Origin of the sequence: Methylobacterium adhaesivum (assembly GCF_022179065.1) — a bacterium.
GTDB classification, from domain to species: domain Bacteria; phylum Pseudomonadota; class Alphaproteobacteria; order Rhizobiales; family Beijerinckiaceae; genus Methylobacterium; species Methylobacterium adhaesivum.
Window position 1 is genome coordinate 1 of the sequence record NZ_BPQD01000032.1, and the last position, 14645, is coordinate 14645.

The 14645-nt window shown below is 68.1% G+C and carries 13 protein-coding genes and 1 pseudogene; 11 read left to right on the forward strand and 3 right to left on the reverse strand.

Going from position 1 to position 14645, the window contains the following annotated elements:
* Positions 1 to 40 precede the first annotated feature (40 nt).
* From MFF01_RS18445 to MFF01_RS18470, 6 genes are all read left to right on the forward strand, one after another.
* A complete protein-coding gene (locus tag MFF01_RS18445) occupies positions 41 to 3163 on the forward strand; it encodes a PAS domain S-box protein (protein ID WP_238227623.1) in 3123 nt (1040 codons plus the stop codon).
* 105 nt (positions 3164 to 3268) lie between these two features.
* The gene (locus tag MFF01_RS18450; protein ID WP_238227625.1) at positions 3269 to 4144 is read left to right on the forward strand and encodes an STAS domain-containing protein; all 876 of its coding nucleotides are present in this window, start codon (positions 3269 to 3271) and stop codon (positions 4142 to 4144) included.
* Positions 4145 to 4148: 4 nt separating this feature from the next.
* A complete protein-coding gene (locus MFF01_RS18455; RefSeq protein WP_238227626.1) occupies positions 4149 to 4550 on the forward strand; it encodes an STAS domain-containing protein in 402 nt (133 codons plus the stop codon).
* Positions 4531 to 4935 carry an anti-sigma regulatory factor gene (locus MFF01_RS18460; protein ID WP_238227628.1) on the forward strand — a complete coding sequence of 135 codons (405 nt, stop codon included), beginning with the start codon at positions 4531 to 4533 and terminating at the stop codon, positions 4933 to 4935. The genes MFF01_RS18455 and MFF01_RS18460 overlap by 20 nt, the downstream gene beginning before the upstream one ends.
* 2 nt (positions 4936 to 4937) lie before the next feature.
* Positions 4938 to 5933 (forward strand): ATP-binding SpoIIE family protein phosphatase, encoded by a 996-nt coding sequence (locus MFF01_RS18465; protein WP_238227630.1) that lies wholly within the window; start codon positions 4938 to 4940, stop codon positions 5931 to 5933.
* Positions 5930 to 7846 carry an ATP-binding protein gene (locus MFF01_RS18470; protein WP_238227632.1) on the forward strand — a complete coding sequence of 639 codons (1917 nt, stop codon included), beginning with the start codon at positions 5930 to 5932 and terminating at the stop codon, positions 7844 to 7846. The genes MFF01_RS18465 and MFF01_RS18470 overlap by 4 nt, the downstream gene beginning before the upstream one ends.
* A 325-nt stretch (positions 7847 to 8171) precedes the next feature.
* Here MFF01_RS18470 and MFF01_RS18475 read toward each other — a convergent pair whose 3' ends face one another.
* Complete coding sequence (locus MFF01_RS18475) at positions 8172 to 8576, reverse strand: response regulator (protein ID WP_238227634.1); 405 nt, start codon at positions 8574 to 8576, stop codon at positions 8172 to 8174.
* Between the two features lie 205 nt (positions 8577 to 8781).
* Between MFF01_RS18475 and MFF01_RS18480 the strand changes: the two genes are divergently transcribed.
* From MFF01_RS18480 to MFF01_RS18490, 3 genes are read left to right on the forward strand one after another with little or no spacing between them, the layout of a single operon-like run.
* Positions 8782 to 8979, forward strand: coding sequence for a ribbon-helix-helix domain-containing protein (locus tag MFF01_RS18480; RefSeq protein ID WP_238227636.1), 198 nt, complete (start codon positions 8782 to 8784; stop codon positions 8977 to 8979).
* A 43-nt stretch (positions 8980 to 9022) separates the two neighbouring features.
* Positions 9023 to 11383 carry a hybrid sensor histidine kinase/response regulator gene (locus MFF01_RS18485; RefSeq protein ID WP_238227637.1) on the forward strand — a complete coding sequence of 787 codons (2361 nt, stop codon included), beginning with the start codon at positions 9023 to 9025 and terminating at the stop codon, positions 11381 to 11383.
* A 52-nt stretch (positions 11384 to 11435) separates the two neighbouring features.
* Positions 11436 to 12578, forward strand: coding sequence for a permease (locus MFF01_RS18490; RefSeq protein WP_238227638.1), 1143 nt, complete (start codon positions 11436 to 11438; stop codon positions 12576 to 12578).
* Between the two features lie 42 nt (positions 12579 to 12620).
* Here the strand turns inward: MFF01_RS18490 and MFF01_RS18495 are convergent, their stop codons facing one another.
* The gene (locus MFF01_RS18495) at positions 12621 to 13202 is read right to left on the reverse strand and encodes a PepSY domain-containing protein (RefSeq protein ID WP_238227639.1); all 582 of its coding nucleotides are present in this window, start codon (positions 13200 to 13202) and stop codon (positions 12621 to 12623) included.
* A gap of 554 nt (positions 13203 to 13756) precedes the next feature.
* Here MFF01_RS18495 and MFF01_RS18500 point away from each other — a divergent pair.
* Positions 13757 to 13993: a hypothetical protein gene (locus tag MFF01_RS18500; protein WP_048434660.1), complete on the forward strand. Its 237-nt coding sequence runs from the start codon at positions 13757 to 13759 to the stop codon at positions 13991 to 13993.
* Positions 13994 to 14134: 141 nt separating this feature from the next.
* A pseudogene (locus MFF01_RS18505) lies at positions 14135 to 14371 on the forward strand (cytochrome b/b6 domain-containing protein); the annotation flags it as partial.
* A gap of 43 nt (positions 14372 to 14414) precedes the next feature.
* On the opposite strand, the gene MFF01_RS18510 reads toward MFF01_RS18505, so the two are convergent.
* Positions 14415 to 14645: integrase core domain-containing protein (locus MFF01_RS18510; RefSeq protein ID WP_238227640.1), on the reverse strand; the 231-nt coding region annotated here is incomplete at its 5' end.

The window sequence follows — 14645 nt, forward strand, 5'->3', positions numbered from 1 at the left end:
CTTTTCAGGAGGCAGGCCAATCGACTACGCGATGGTGATCATGGACCTGGACGCCCGCGTGACGGGTTGGAGCGCGGGCGCCGAGGCTATCCTCGGCTGGTCGGAGGCGGAGATGCTGGGCCGGCCGGCCCACGTCTTTTTCACCGAGGAGGACGTCGCCGCCGGTATCCCCGAGCAGGAGATGAAGGGCGCTCGGGAAGAGGGCCGCGGTACCGACGAGCGCTGGCATCTGCGCAAGGACGGCTCGCGGTTTTACGCCTCGGGCGAGATGATGCCGCTCCATGCCGAGGACGGCGGCCTCGTCGGCTATCTCAAGATCCTGCGCGACCGCACCGGCCAACACCTTGCGGGGAAGGTTCTCGAAGAGTCCGAGGCACGGCTGCGCAAGGCGCAGGCGGCAGGCGGGGTCGGCCTGTTCACCGTCGACATGGCCGACAACGTCCTCACCCCGACCCCAGAGCTCTGCCGCCTCTACGGGTTGCCCGAGCGGGCGAGCTACCCTGCGACGGCGTTCGAAGCGGTGGTCGTCCCCGAGGACGTCCATCTCGTCTCGACGGCGGAGACCCGCCGGCTGGGCGGGCCGCCCCGGGACGTCGAGTACCGCATTTGCCGTCCGGACACCGGCGAGATCCGCTGGATCGCCCGCAAGGGGGAGATCGAGTATGACCCCTCCGGCCGTCCCGTGCGGTTTTCCGGGGTGGCGCGCGATGTCACCGAGCAGCGCACGGCGCGCGACGCGCTCGCGCTCAGCGAGGAGCGCTACCGGACCCTTTTCGACAGCATCGACGAGGGCTTCTGCGTCATCCGCTTCGTCGACGGGCCGCGCGGCCCCCTCAGTGACTACGTGCACATCGAGGCCAACCCGGCCTTCGAGCATCATCTCGGCATGTCGGGATTGGTCGGGAGGATGTTGCGCGAGATCCTTCCCGACAGCGAGGCCGAGGGCTGGCTCGGGATCTACGGCGAGGTGCTTCGCAGCGGCGAGCCTGTCCGCTTCCAGCGCGCGTTCGCCCCGAACGGTCGGCACCTGGAGGTCGCCGCCCATCGCGTCGAGCCGGCGAGCCGCCGGGAGGTCGCGGTACTCTTCACCGACATCACCGCCCGCAAGGAGGCGGAGGCGGCCCTGCGCGCGAGCGAGGCGCTGGCGCGCGAGAACGTTCAACGCGTCCAGCTGGCGCTCGCAGCCGGCGCGATCATCGGCACGTGGTTCTGGGACATTCCCAACGACCGGTTCACGGTCGACGCGGCGTTCGCCTGCGCCTTCGGCCTCGATCCCGCACTCGGCCGGGAAGGCATCCCGCTCGCCCAAATCGTCGCGACCGTCCATCCCGACGACCAAACCGGATTGGCCGCAGCCATCGCCGAGGCGGTCGCGCGCGGGGGCGCCTACGCCCATCAGTACCGGGTCCGTCGCGCCGACGGGAACTACTACTGGCTGGAGGCGAACGGCCGGGTCGAACATGCCGCGGACGGGGCGCCCCTGAGTTTCCCGGGGGTGCTCCTCGACGTGCACGAGCGGCGCGCCGTGGAGGACGAGCGCGACCGCGTCGCCGCGGACCTGCGAGCCCTCAACGAGACCCTGGCGGCCCAGGTGGCCGAGCGCACCCAGGAGCGCGACCGCATCTGGCATGTGAGCCGGGACATGCTCGGCGTCGCCGACGCGAGCGGAGTCTGGGTCAGCATCAACCCGGCTTGGCAGCGCGTCCTGGGGTGGGACTACCACGACATCGTCGGCAAGACCTCGGAATGGCTCGAACACCCGGACGACCGGGATAAGACGCGGGCCGAGGTCGCCCGCCTCGCCGCCGGTGGCCCGACCCTCGCCTTCGAGAACCGCTTCCGCGCCCGCGACGGTGGCTACCGCACGCTGTCATGGACGGCGGTGCCGGTCGACGGGCTGCTCTACTGCGTCTCCCGCGACGTCACGCAGGAGAAGGAGCGGGCCACGACCTTGCTCCAGGCCGAGGAGGCGCTGCGGCAGTCGCAGAAGCTGGAGGCGGTCGGGCAGTTGACCGGGGGCGTCGCGCACGACTTCAACAACTTGCTTACAGTCATCAAGTCGTCGACCGACCTGCTCAAGCGGCCGGACCTCGCCGAGGAAAGGCGGGTCCGCTACATCTCAGCGATCTCCGACACCGTGGACCGGGCCGCCAAGCTGACGGGCCAGCTCCTGGCCTTCGCCCGGCGCCAGGCCCTGCGACCGGAGGTGTTCGACGCCGGGCGGAGCGTGCGGGCCATCGGCGAGATGATGGGAACCCTGACCGGGGCCCGGATCGCGGTCTCGATCCATGTCGGCGACGAGCCCTGCCACATCAATGCGGACCCGAGCCAGTTCGACACCGCGCTGGTCAACATGGCCGTCAATGCCCGCGACGCGATGGACGGCGAGGGTCGCCTCGACGTCATGGTGGAAGCCGTGGGCGTCGTGCCGGCGATGCGCTCGCATCCCGCGTTGCTCGGGGACTTCGTCCGGATCGCGCTGACCGACACCGGCTCGGGCATCCCGGCAGAGCAGATCGACCGGATCTTCGAGCCGTTCTTCACCACAAAGGGCGTCGGCCAGGGCACCGGGCTAGGGCTGTCCCAGGTGTTCGGCTTCGCCAAGCAATCGGGCGGCGAGGTGATGGTCGACAGCGAGCTCGGGCGCGGCACCACCTTCGCGCTCTACCTCCCACGTGCGGACAGGGGGGCCGCTCGGGACGAGGAGCCCGCGCCGGCCGACGCGGTGGTCGACGGGCGCGGGACCTGCGTGCTCGTGGTCGAGGACAACCGCGACGTCGGCACCTTCTCGACCCAGACCCTGCAGGAGCTCGGCTACGGCACGCACTGGGTCGCGAACGCCGACGAGGCCCTGGCAACCCTGGCTGCCAAGCCGGACACCTACGACGTGGTGTTCTCGGACGTGGTCATGCCGGGCATGAACGGGGTCGAGCTCGGGCGCGAGGTCCGGCGGTTGTATCCCGGCCTGCCGGTGGTGCTGACCAGCGGCTACAGCCACGTCCTCGCACAGGAGAGCGACCACGGCTTCGAGCTGCTGCAAAAGCCCTACTCCGTCGAGGCCCTCTCGCGCATCCTGCGCCGGGCCGCATCGAAGCCCCGGCGACGCAGGAAGGCGGCGGATAGGCGGGACCCGGAAAACCCGCCGTTGGACAAACCCGACTAACCGACCAGGGACAACCACCTTTCGCCGACCTGGCGTATGGCATCGCCGCCTATCGAACCCGCCCCGGACAGGTTAGAGCCTTTCGAAGATGATGAGGATGGATTGATGAAGACGGACGGCGCCGAGGTCCTGAGCAAGACCGTCACGCAGGACGAGGCCGCCATCCTCGACGCCTGGAACGCGGCCCTGCGGGAGGGGACCTCCTTGCAGAGCGGGCGTATCCGCGAGGCCGAGCTCCAGACCCAGGTCAAGGCCGTGTTCGGCCAAATCCGGGATGCCCTCGCATCGGGCGGCCTCGACGCCGACGCCGCGGGCTTCGCATCCCTGCGCGAGACCCTCGCCGACATCTCCCGCTCGCGGGCGATCCAGGGCTTTACCCCCACCGACACCGCCAACTTCGTCTTCTCCCTAAAGGAGCCGATCTTCGACGCGCTGAAGCGCATGCTCGACGGGGACGCGACGGCCCTCGCGGCCGGCGTCTGGGCGGCCGGTAAGGTGCTCGACCGGCTCGGCCTTCAGACCATGGAGGTATTCCTGGCGAGCCGCGAGGAGGTTATCGGCCGCCAGGGGCAGGAGATCGCCGAGCTTTCCACCCCGGTGGTGCGGCTCTGGGACGGCATCCTGGCGCTTCCGCTGATCGGCACCCTCGACAGCGCCCGGACCGGCGTCGTGATGGAGAACCTGCTTCAGGCCATCGTCGACGAGGAGGCTGAGATCGCCATCATCGACATCACCGGCGTGCCGACCGTCGACACGCTCGTGGCCCAGCACCTCCTCAAGACGGTTGCGGCGGCGCGCCTGATGGGGGCGGACTGCATCGTTTCGGGTATCAGGCCGCAGATCGCCCAGACCATGGTCCATCTCGGGGTCGAGCTCAACGTCGTCTCGAAGGCGACGCTGGCCGACGCCTTCGCGGTGGCCCTCAAGCGCACCGGCCGAAAGGTGGTGCGCCAGCAAGCTCCGGCCGAGGAGCGCCGCTGAAGCCATGGACCGCATCCCGATCCTCAAGCTGGGCGGTGCGCTCATCGTCACCATCCAGGTCGACATGCACGACCGCCTCGCGCTCGCCTTGGAGGAGGACCTCACGGCGATGATCGCGCGCACCAGCGCGCGTGGCGTCCTCATCGAGATCTCGGCGCTGGAGATCGTCGATTCCTTCATCGGCCGCATGCTGGTGAGCATCGCGGCGGTCTCGCGCGTCCTCGATGCCGAGACGGTGGTGGCGGGTATGCGGCCCGCGGTGGCCATTACCCTGGTCGAGCTCGGCCTGGAACTCACCGGCATCAAGACCGCGCTCAACGTCGAGCGAGGCATGGCGCTGATCCAGGCGCGGCTCTCCGAGGAGGACGACGGGCACGAGAGCGACCGTGACCGTCACGAAAACTGAGACCTTACCCGTCCGATCCGGCGACGACGTGGTCCGCGTGCGCCAGCGGGTGCGTGCGCTCGCCGTGGAGATCGGCCTCGGGCTCGTCGACCAGACCAAGATCATCACCGCCGCGAGCGAGCTTGCGCGCAATACCCTCGATTACGGAGGGGGCGGCGATGTCTGTATGGAGATCGTGCAGGCCGCGATGCGCAAGGGCCTACGCTTAACCTTCGAGGACCACGGGCCCGGCATCGCCGACATCGAGCAGGCGATGACCGACCACTACACCTCCGGCGGGGGTCTGGGATTGGGCCTGGGCGGAGCCAAGCGGCTCTCGAACGAGTTCCACATCGAGTCGACGCCCGGTTCAGGCACGCGCGTGACCATCGCGCGCTGGAAGTAGGCATGGATTGCGTCACCGTTACCGAAGCGAGCCAGGTTGCCGAGGCGCGGCGGCGGGCGGTGTCCGCCGCGCAGTCCGTCGGCTTCGACGAGACCGCGGCCGGCCGGGTGGCCCTCGTCGCGACCGAACTCGCCACCAACATCGTCAAGTACGGCGTGCCCGGCGAGATCCTCGTCGGCACCTACGAGGACGGCACCGGTTCCGGGGTCGAGATCCTCGCCCTCGACAAGGGACCCGGCGTCTCGGATCTCGGCTCGGCCCTGCGCGACGGGCATTCCACGGGCGGCAGCCCTGGCGAGGGACTCGGCGCCGTGCGGCGGTTGTCCGACGCCTTCGACATCGCGTCCCGGCCCGGCGGTGGCACTGCGGTGATGGCACGTTTGTCGGGCGTGCGACCGGCCGCCTCGCACGCGCTGCCGACCTTCGGGGCGGTGACGGTACCGTTGAGGGGCGAGACGGCCAACGGCGACGCCTACGCGGTGCGTGAGCGGGGCGACGGTTGGACGGCCATCGTGGCGGATGGGCTCGGCCACGGGCCGGAGGCGGCCAAGGCGTCCGAGGAGGCCCTGCGATGGTTCCGCCGCCATCGGGACAAGCCCCCCGGCGCGGTCCTGTCCGCCATCCACGCGGGACTGCCGCACACCCGAGGTGGGGCGGTCTCGGTCGCACGCTACAATCGGGACGCCGGTATCCTCACGTTCGCGGGCATCGGCAACGTCCTGGGAGCCGTTGTCTCCGCCGCAGTGACTAAGCGTACTGTCAGCCTCGCAGGCACGGCCGGGCACGCGGCCCGGCGTATCCAGGAGTTCGAGTACCCGATGCGCCCGGACGACCTTTTCGTCCTGTGCTCGGACGGGATCGTGACCGGCTGGACCCTCGACGCCTTCCCCGGCATCGCCGGGGCCCATCCGTCACTGGTGGCGGGTGTGATCTATCGCGACTTCGCCCGGGCCCGCGACGACGCCACCGTGCTCGTCGTTCGAGGGGACGCGGCGTGAGGTGGCCCCTCCTCGCCAGCCATGTCGAGCACGAGGACGACATCGTCACGGTGCGCCAGCGCGTGCGGCGGCTCGCCGAGAGCCTCGGCTTCGAGGTCCAGGACCAGACCCGCATCGCCACCGCGGTGTCCGAGATCGCGCGCAACGCCTACGGCTATGCCGGCGGCGGCAGGGTCGAGTACGGCCTCGACGAGGAGGATGGCGGCCAATCCCTGGTGATCCGCGTGATCGACACGGGTCCCGGCATCCCCCACTTGGACGAGATCCTCGAAGGTCGCTACCGCTCGACGACGGGCCTGGGCATCGGCATCACCGGCTCTCGCCGGTTGATGGACCGCTTCGAGATCGAGACCGAGCCCGGGAAAGGCACGGTCGCTACCTTCGCCAAGCGGCTGCCGTCCGGCACGGAATCCTTCACGGGAAAGCGGCTCGCGACCCTCGCCGAGGACGTGGCCCGTGCGCGGACCGAGGAACCGCTGGTCGCGCTGCGTGAGCAGAACCGCGAACTCCTGCGCAGCCTCGCCGAGCTCGCCGAGCGCCAGGAGGAGGCGGAGCGCCTCAACCGCGAGCTCGCCGAGACCAACCGCGGGGTGGTCGCGCTGCATGCGGAGCTGGAGGACCAGGCCGAGAGGTTGCGTGAGGCTGGAGCATCGCTGGAGACCCAGGTCGCCGCGCGAACGGCGGAGCTCGCGGAGGCGAACGCGCGGTTGCTCGCCGAGGCGGTCGAGCGCGAGCGGATGGAACAGGATCTCCGCCAGTCACAGAAGCTTGAGGCGGTGGGTCAACTCACCGGCGGCGTGGCACACGATTTCAACAACCTGCTGACCATCATCCGGTCTTCGGTGGACTTCCTGCGCCGCCCTGATCTGCCCGAGGAGCGGCGCAAGCGATACATGGATGCGGTCTCGGACACGGTGGACCGGGCTGCCAAGCTCACCGGGCAGCTCCTGGCCTTCGCGCGCCGGCAATCCCTCAGGCCCGAGGTGTTCGACGCCGGCGAGCGCCTGCGAGGCGTCGCCGACATGCTGGACACTATCACCGGCGCCCGCATCCGCGTGAAGGTCGAGGCTTCGGACGCGGTCGCGCTGGTGCGCGCCGACGTCAACCAGTTCGAGACGGCGGTCGTGAACGCCGCGGTGAACGCGCGCGATGCCATGGACGGCGTTGGGACGCTGACGATGCGGGTTCTCGCCGGACAGCCCATGCCATCCATCCGCGGTCATGGCGGTGCGCGCGGGCCGTTCGTGGCCATCTCGCTCACGGACACCGGCTCGGGCATCCCCATCGACGTCCTAGGGCGCATCTTCGAACCCTTCTTCACGACCAAGGCAGTCGGACGCGGCACCGGGCTCGGGCTCAGCCAGGTGTTCGGCTTCGCTAAGCAGTCCGGCGGCGACGTCGACGTTTCGAGCGCGGTCGGAGAGGGCACGACCTTCACGCTCTACCTTCCCGAGGTCTCTGACGGACCAGCCGAGATGCCTATCCCCGACCCCGACATCGGGGTGGCGCCCTCCGGCCAGGGCCAACCCGTGCTGCTGGTCGAGGACAACCTGGAGGTTGGGCGCTTCTGCGCTCAGATCCTGGAGGACCTGGGCTACGCGCCCGAATGGGTCGTCAACGCCGAGGAGGCGCTTGAACGCTTGGGCGCCGACGGCGGCGGCTTCCGAGCCGTCTTCTCCGATGTGGTTATGCCGGGGATGGGAGGCATCGAGCTCGCCAAGGCGCTCCGGATACGGCTTCCGAACCTGCCGGTGGTGTTAGCCTCGGGCTACAGCCATGTCCTGGCGCGCGAGGACAGCCACGGCTTCGAACTCCTGCACAAGCCGTACTCGGCCGCCCAGATCGGCAAGGCCCTGCGACGGGTCATCGCCGCCGCGCCTGCGGGTGGGCGAGGACAGGGTTTGGGATCGTGACGTCCGGGGCACCCAAGACTCCGCCAACGTGCCCGGCTTTGACGGTGTCGCCATCCTGGCGCGCGCGCCCCACCGGTCTCTCATCTAGCCGGTGATCCCCGCGGCGTCGGATCGCTGATGGTGCAAGGCCGACCAGAGTTCGGCTGATCTCCATGCGCCGGCGCCTATGTCGTCGGATCGGCTTGGGGATACGGTCGGCGCCTACCGACCGTCCGATGGACTGCGATATCGGCGGGGCCCAGGCCCATTGCTAGCCAGCGGCGACACGGTCGGAGCCGCATCGATATGGTGGCGTCAAGCATCGGCGCATGCGTTGAGGAAGCGGCTAAGCCTTGAGTGGATCCGGCTTGCGACCATCCGGCAGCATCGCGCGCAGATGGTCGTGGACCGTCTCGGCGGAGAACGGCTTCGCAAGGAAGTGGACGCCGTCGGGGAGGTCGCCTGTGGTCGGGCGGACGTGACCGGAAGCGACGACGACCGCGATGTGCGGCCAGCGTCGAAATACCTCCTTGGCCAGGGCGAAGCCATCGCGCGACCCAGGCATCTGCACGTCGGTGAACAGGAGCGCTATCGAGGCCTGATGCTGCTCCAGCACCGCAATCGCGCGGTCTCCGTTCTCGGCTTCCAGAGTCCGGAAGCCTGCATCTTCCAGAATGTCGAGGACGTTCATCCGGATCAGTCCGTCGTCGTCGACGGCCAGGGCATAGGGGACGGAGATGGTGCTGTTCATGGACACCAAGTCCCCGGGCAGGGATTAAGGTCCGCCCGTGTCGAAAACTTGCGTGAGGTTCGTCGACCGCCCAGGGCCCAAGGCTCTCGGCCGCCGGGAAAAACCGACGGCGTCCTGAACAGGTCATCGCCCTCGAAACCGCGTTGACGACCATGTGTCGGAACGGCGCCTTGTAAGAACAGGTCTCAAGGGGCACAGCTTGACCATGTCCGTGTGCCGTACCGTCACCGTCTCCATCACGCCCGAGCAGGACGCCCTGCTCGAAGCCCTCGTTAGGTCCGGGCGCTACCGGAGCATCAGCGAGACGATGCGGGCCGCCTTGCGCCTCCTTGAACGTGACGAGGCAGCCGCGCTCGCGGATAGTCGGGCTCACGGGATGTGGCACGAGGCCGGGCGTGCCTGACCGGATACCATCACCCGCCCTCTTTCCCGTCGGTGACGACCCGATGGCTCATGCCATCCGCACGCACGACTGGACCGTCTCGTCGCTCGGTGCGCCGGAGGCATGGCCCGCGCCTCTTCGAGCCGCGATGGCCCTCGTGCTCGACAGCCATGGGCCGACCTGGCTGGTCTGGGGGCCGGAGCTGACGTTCCTCTACAACCAAGCCTACGTGTCGATGTTTGGCAGCAAGCGTCCGGCGGCACTCGGTCGTCCCATGGCCGAGGTCTGGGCCGAGATCTGGCCCGATGTGCAACCGCTTGTGGCGCAGACCCTCGCCGGCCGGCCGGACCAGCTCATCGACTTGCCCCTAAAGGTGGAGCGGGGTGCGGGCGTCGAACAGGCGTACTTCACGTTCTCCTTCGCGCCGTTGCGCGACGATGTCGGAACGATACGGGGCCTCTTCTGCACCGTGGTCGAAACCACGGCAGGGGTGACCGCGAGGAAGCACCTCGAAGCCTTGGTGGGCTCCTCCTCCGAGGTGCGTTACTCGCTAAACGCGGACTGGGGCGAGCTGTACCAGCTCGCGGGTGGCGACTTCATCCCGGACAACGCCACGGCCAATCCCGACTGGCTGACCGACTACATCCCGCCGGAGGACCGTGCGGCCGTGCGTGCGGAGTTCGAGCGGGCGATCCGCACACGCTCGAACTATCAGCTCGAACACCGGGTCAACCTCGTGGGCGGGGGAACCGGCTGGGCGCACTCCCGCGCCGTGCCGCAGATGGACGCCGAGGGACACATCATCGGCTGGCTCGGCGCGGCCTCCGACATCACGGCCCGCAAGCGCGCCGAGGCGGACCTGAACGAGCTCAACGAGACGCTCGAACGGCAGGTCGTGCAACGGGGCGTCGAACTCGACCGGGTCTGGCGCAACGCCCAGGACCTGCAGATCGTCATCGACGCCGACGGCGTGTTCCGCTCCGTCAGTCCGTCGGCCACGCGGCTGCTCGGTTGGGCGCCCGAGGAGATGGTCGGCCGCAGCCTGTTCACGTTCATCGATCCCGACGGTCATTCCGCCTCACGGGTGGCGTTACGCCAAGCCGCCCACGAGCCGCTGCCGTCGCATCGCAACCGCTACCGGCACAAGGACGGCTCTCACCGCTGGATCGCCTGGATCACGACGCCCGAGGACGGCCTGATCTACTGCTACGGACGCGACGTCACCCTGGAGACCGAGCAGGCACAGCACCTATTGCAAGCTGAGGACGCCCTGCGTCAGTCGCAGAAATTGGAGGCCATCGGACAACTCACAGGCGGCGTGGCGCACGACTTCAACAACCTGCTCACCGTGATTAAGTCATCCACCGACCTTCTGAAGCGGCCGAACCTACCCGAGGAGCGTCGCATTCGCTACGTCGAGGCGATCTCGAATACGGTGGATCGCGCCGCTCGGCTGACCAACCAGCTCCTCGCCTTCGCACGCCGGCAGGCGCTCAAACCCGAGGTGTTCGCCGCCTGCGACGGCGTGCGAGCGATCAACGAGATGGTCGGGACGCTGACCGGCGCCCGAATCAAGCTCGCTACGGAATTGCCGGCGCGGCGCTGCTACATCGATGTCGATCCAAGCCAGTTCGACACCGCGCTGATTAACATGGCGGTCAACGCTCGCGACGCGATGACGGGCGAGGGGGCGATCACGATCCGCGTCGCGCCGGTCGAGGCGATCCCATCTGTCCGCACCCATCCGGCCGTCTATGGCCCTTACGTGGCGGTCTCAATGAGTGATACAGGCAGCGGTATACCGCCGGAGAGCCTGGACCAGATCTTCGAGCCGTTCTTCACGACGAAGGAGGTCGGCAAGGGCACGGGCCTGGGCCTGTCTCAGGTGTTCGGCTTCGCCAAGCAGTCGGGCGGAGAGGTGACGGTCGAGAGCGACGTCGGTGCGGGCACGACGTTCACCCTGTACCTGCCGCGCGTTCCCGCCGCGTCTCATAAGCCAGCCAAGGCCGAGATCCCAGACGTTCTGAGCGTGGGACACGACACCCGAGTGCTGGTGGTCGAGGACAACGCGGACGTCGGCAGCTTCTCGGTGCAGGCTCTGATCGAGCTGGGCTATTTGCCCATCCTCTCCGCCGGTGCCGATGAGGCACTGGCCGAGCTCGCGAGGGGCCCCGCAAGATTCGACGTGATGTTCTCGGACGTGGTGATGCCGGGGATGAACGGCATCGACCTCGCCAAAGAGGTCCGACGCTTGTACCCCGACCTGCCGGTGGTCCTGACATCAGGCTACAGCCATGTGCTGGCGCAGGAGGGAAGCCACGGCTTCGAGTTGCTGCACAAGCCCTACTCGGTCGAGCAGCTCTCGCGAACGTTGCAGGCGGCGACCGCCGGGAGGCAACCTCGCATCCGCGGCCTCGACGCATAGCGCAGGTGAAGCTCATGCCTGACAGGGACGGGAGGCGTCGTTGGAGTGGTTCGTGGATGGCCTGGGCCGCGCCTTGCTCATGGCCGCGGGGATGTTCTGGCAGACCGGCTGGACGCTCGTGCTCGGCTTCACGGTCTCGGCCCTGCTCCAGTCCGTGGTCTCCACGGAGCAGATGAGGCGCGCGTTGGGGCGCGACGGCGCGCGGGAGATCGCGCTCGCCTCGCTCGCCGGCGCGGCCTCGTCCTCCTGCTCCTACGCCTCCGCGGCGATCATGCGGACCCTGTTCAAGAAGGGGGCGGCGCTCACGACCTCGCTGGCCTTCCTGTTCGCCTCGACCAATCTCGTGCTGGAGCTCGGCATCATCCTCTACCTACTTCTCGGCTGGCCCTTCATGGCCGGCGAGTGGATCGGCGGCCTCGTGCTGATCGCGGTGATGAGCGTCATCGTCCGCCTGACCTACCCGAAGCGGCTCGCCGAGGAGGCCCGGAACCACGAGGAGACGAGCGCCGGGCACCAGCACATGTCGATGACCGTTGAGGGATCGACCCTCCGCGAGAAGCTCGCCAACCCCGAGACCCGCATCCGGATCGCCCAGAACTTCGCGATGGAATGGTCGATGCTGTGGAAGGACCTCGCCATCGGCTTCCTCGTCGGCGGGCTGCTCTCCGCCTTCGTGCCCGACGCCGCCTGGAAGGCGCTGTTCCTCACCGACGCCTCGCCCTGGCTCAAGGTGCCGCTCAACGCCCTCCTTGGGCCGCTCATCGCGGTCCTGACCTTCGTCTGCTCCATCGGCAACGTGCCGCTGGCGGCGGTCCTGTGGGGCGGCGGCGCGAGCTTCGGCGGCGTGCTCGCCTTCCTCTACGCCGACCTGATCGTGCTGCCGCTCCTCGACGCCTACCGGCGCTATTTCGGGTGGCGCATGGCCGCCTACATCGGCGGCGTCTTCTACGTCACCATGGTCATCGCCGCGCTGGTGATGGACCTCGCCTTCAACGGGCTCGGATGGGTCCCCGATCACGCGGGCGACGTGCGGGCCCACCTGACGCGTTTCGCGCTAAACTACACGTTCTGGCTAAACCTCGGCTTCGGGGCGCTCGCAGCCTATTGGTTCTGGCTGGCCCGGAAGCATCCCATGCAGCACGGACACGGCGACCATGGGAGTGGAGAGGGCCGGCATGCCCACCATCACAGCTGAGCGGTCGCCGGCTCCGGCATGACCGGAGCCGGCCGGTAAGACCTAGTCGACGACCTTGCCGTCGGGGCCGACCGTGACGCTCGTCTCCTTGTCGGCGCCGGCGATCTTGATCGCGTACTGCACCGCCTTGCCGTCCTTCGACACCGACGCCTCGTACGCCTTGCCGCCGCCGGCCTTCTGCTCGGCGATGACGAGCGCATCCTTGAGCGAGGTCTTGGCCTCGTTGAAGTTGGCCGGCTTCAGGAAGGTGAAGTAGCGCTCGATGGGCTGGTTCTCGGTCTTGTACAGGGCGCCGGTGTCGGCATTGATGCCGTACTCGACGAGCTTGCCGCTGGGGTAGACGACCTTGACGCTGTAGTGCGCCGGGTCCTTGCCATCGGCCTTCTCGAAGTCGGCGTCGATGGCGCGGCCGCCCTTTTCCTCGCCCTGCATCTCCGCGGTGCTGATCGCCTGTGGCAGGGCGACCTTCGCGGTCTTTGCTACTTGCCACTCCTTCATATCGCCGTTCGCCTGCGTGGCGGGCATCGGAGTTTCCGGGCTTGCCGCGGGCGGGGTTCCCTGGGCGGCGGCGAGGCAGGTGCTCGCCGCGAGGAAGCCGGCGGCGAGCATCAGACGTATCGACATGGCAAGGCTCCTGGTTTCTTGGCGTTTTCAGGACCCCGGAAACGCCTGTCCCTGGATGGGGTTTCCCGGAAGCGTAATCATGAATGGGACCGGGCGGTATCCGGCCTGAACGAACCCATTCGTTGGCCTCGCAGATGTCAACCGCCGTCCCGCAAGCCGCCTTTGAGATCGGTCGATAGGCTTTCGTGCGAGCCGTATCAGCCGACCCGTCCACGGCGGCCGCCGGCCACCGCGATATCAACCGCCTTGCTTATCGCCGAGCCGCTCTAGGACTCGCCGGTGTGACAGCCCCGGAATTGCAAGGGAGCGCGCAGGCGGTCGCCTTCGATGTCTGCGCTACCGGCCTGCTCTGAAACTTTCTGCTGCACGCCTCCGTACAAGTCGGCGTACGCCCCGCCTGGGCGCGGCGCGAGGCTTCACCTCGGCGTCCGGTTTGTTGCGCTCCAAAGCCATCGTGGCCGGATTTTTATTCGATAAATCAGGAACTTGATGGTCGGGTCTTCTCTTCTCCCCATGTGCGAAAGGGGATTCCTTCCCCGTACAGGAGACATCGAATGAAGATCACCACCCTTGCCCTCGCCGCCTCGGTCCTCGGCAGCCTCGCGCTCGGTGCCGGCGCCGCCTCGGCCGCCCCGATGGGCCCGAACGGACTCCAGGCCGCCCCGTCCGACGTCACCCAGGTCCGGATGACCAGCAGCGAGCGGATGATGATGAAGAAGCGCATGATGCGGAAGCAGATGATGAAGCGCCGCATGATGAAGAAGCGGATGATGATGAACCGCGGCATGTGATTTCAAAGCGCCGTGCGCTTCCGGAGGCCCCGACCCAGGGGCCTCCGCCCTAGCCGTCCAGAGTGCGGGGAAGACCGTTTGGCTCGAAGCTACCTGACCCGATCTGCCTCCGAGACCGGCGAGGTCGAGCGCCGCCGCTGGATGTTTCGTCATCCCCTCGTGATCAGAGTCACCCACTGGGTGAACGCGATCTGCCTGCTGATCCTGCTGATGAGCGGCCTGCAGATCTTCAACGCCCACCCGGCCCTTTACTGGGGCAAGGTCTCGACCTTCGACGCGCCGCTCATGTCGATGACCCAGACCGAGGACGACCCGCCCAAGGGCATGACGACGGTGTTCGGCCATGGCTTCGACACGACGGGCTGGCTCGGTTCATCGGTCGGCTCCTGGCCTGCCCCCATTCGGTGGCCCAGGTTCGAAGTTAGTGCATCGTCAGTCGCGTGACGATGGCGGGGTGAGCGAGCGGCCCTGAGCCGCTCGGTTCGGTTGGCCAGATGACGACCTCGGGCGCAGGCGGCTGGTAGCCGAGCGACGAGTGCGGCCGGATGTTGTTATAGTGCCTACGCCATTGCTCGATCACGACGCTGGCCTCCTTGAGGGTGTAGAACACCTCGCCGTTGAGGAGTTCATCCCGCAGCTTCGCGTTGAAGCT

Bases quoted from the DNA above. Each gene is read 5' to 3' on its own strand.
- MFF01_RS18445 (WP_238227623.1), top strand. From the start codon at position 41: ATGGACCTGGACGCCCGCGTGACGGGTTGGAGCGCGGGCGCCGAGGCT.
- MFF01_RS18450 (WP_238227625.1), top strand. From the start codon at position 3,269: ATGAAGACGGACGGCGCCGAGGTCCTGAGCAAGACCGTCACGCAGGAC.
- MFF01_RS18455 (WP_238227626.1), top strand. From the start codon at position 4,149: ATGGACCGCATCCCGATCCTCAAGCTGGGCGGTGCGCTCATCGTCACC.
- MFF01_RS18465 (WP_238227630.1), top strand. From the start codon at position 4,938: ATGGATTGCGTCACCGTTACCGAAGCGAGCCAGGTTGCCGAGGCGCGG.
- MFF01_RS18475 (WP_238227634.1), bottom strand. From the start codon at position 8,576: ATGAACAGCACCATCTCCGTCCCCTATGCCCTGGCCGTCGACGACGAC.
- MFF01_RS18480 (WP_238227636.1), top strand. From the start codon at position 8,782: ATGTCCGTGTGCCGTACCGTCACCGTCTCCATCACGCCCGAGCAGGAC.
- MFF01_RS18485 (WP_238227637.1), top strand. From the start codon at position 9,023: ATGGCTCATGCCATCCGCACGCACGACTGGACCGTCTCGTCGCTCGGT.
- MFF01_RS18495 (WP_238227639.1), bottom strand. From the start codon at position 13,202: ATGTCGATACGTCTGATGCTCGCCGCCGGCTTCCTCGCGGCGAGCACC.
- MFF01_RS18500 (WP_048434660.1), top strand. From the start codon at position 13,757: ATGAAGATCACCACCCTTGCCCTCGCCGCCTCGGTCCTCGGCAGCCTC.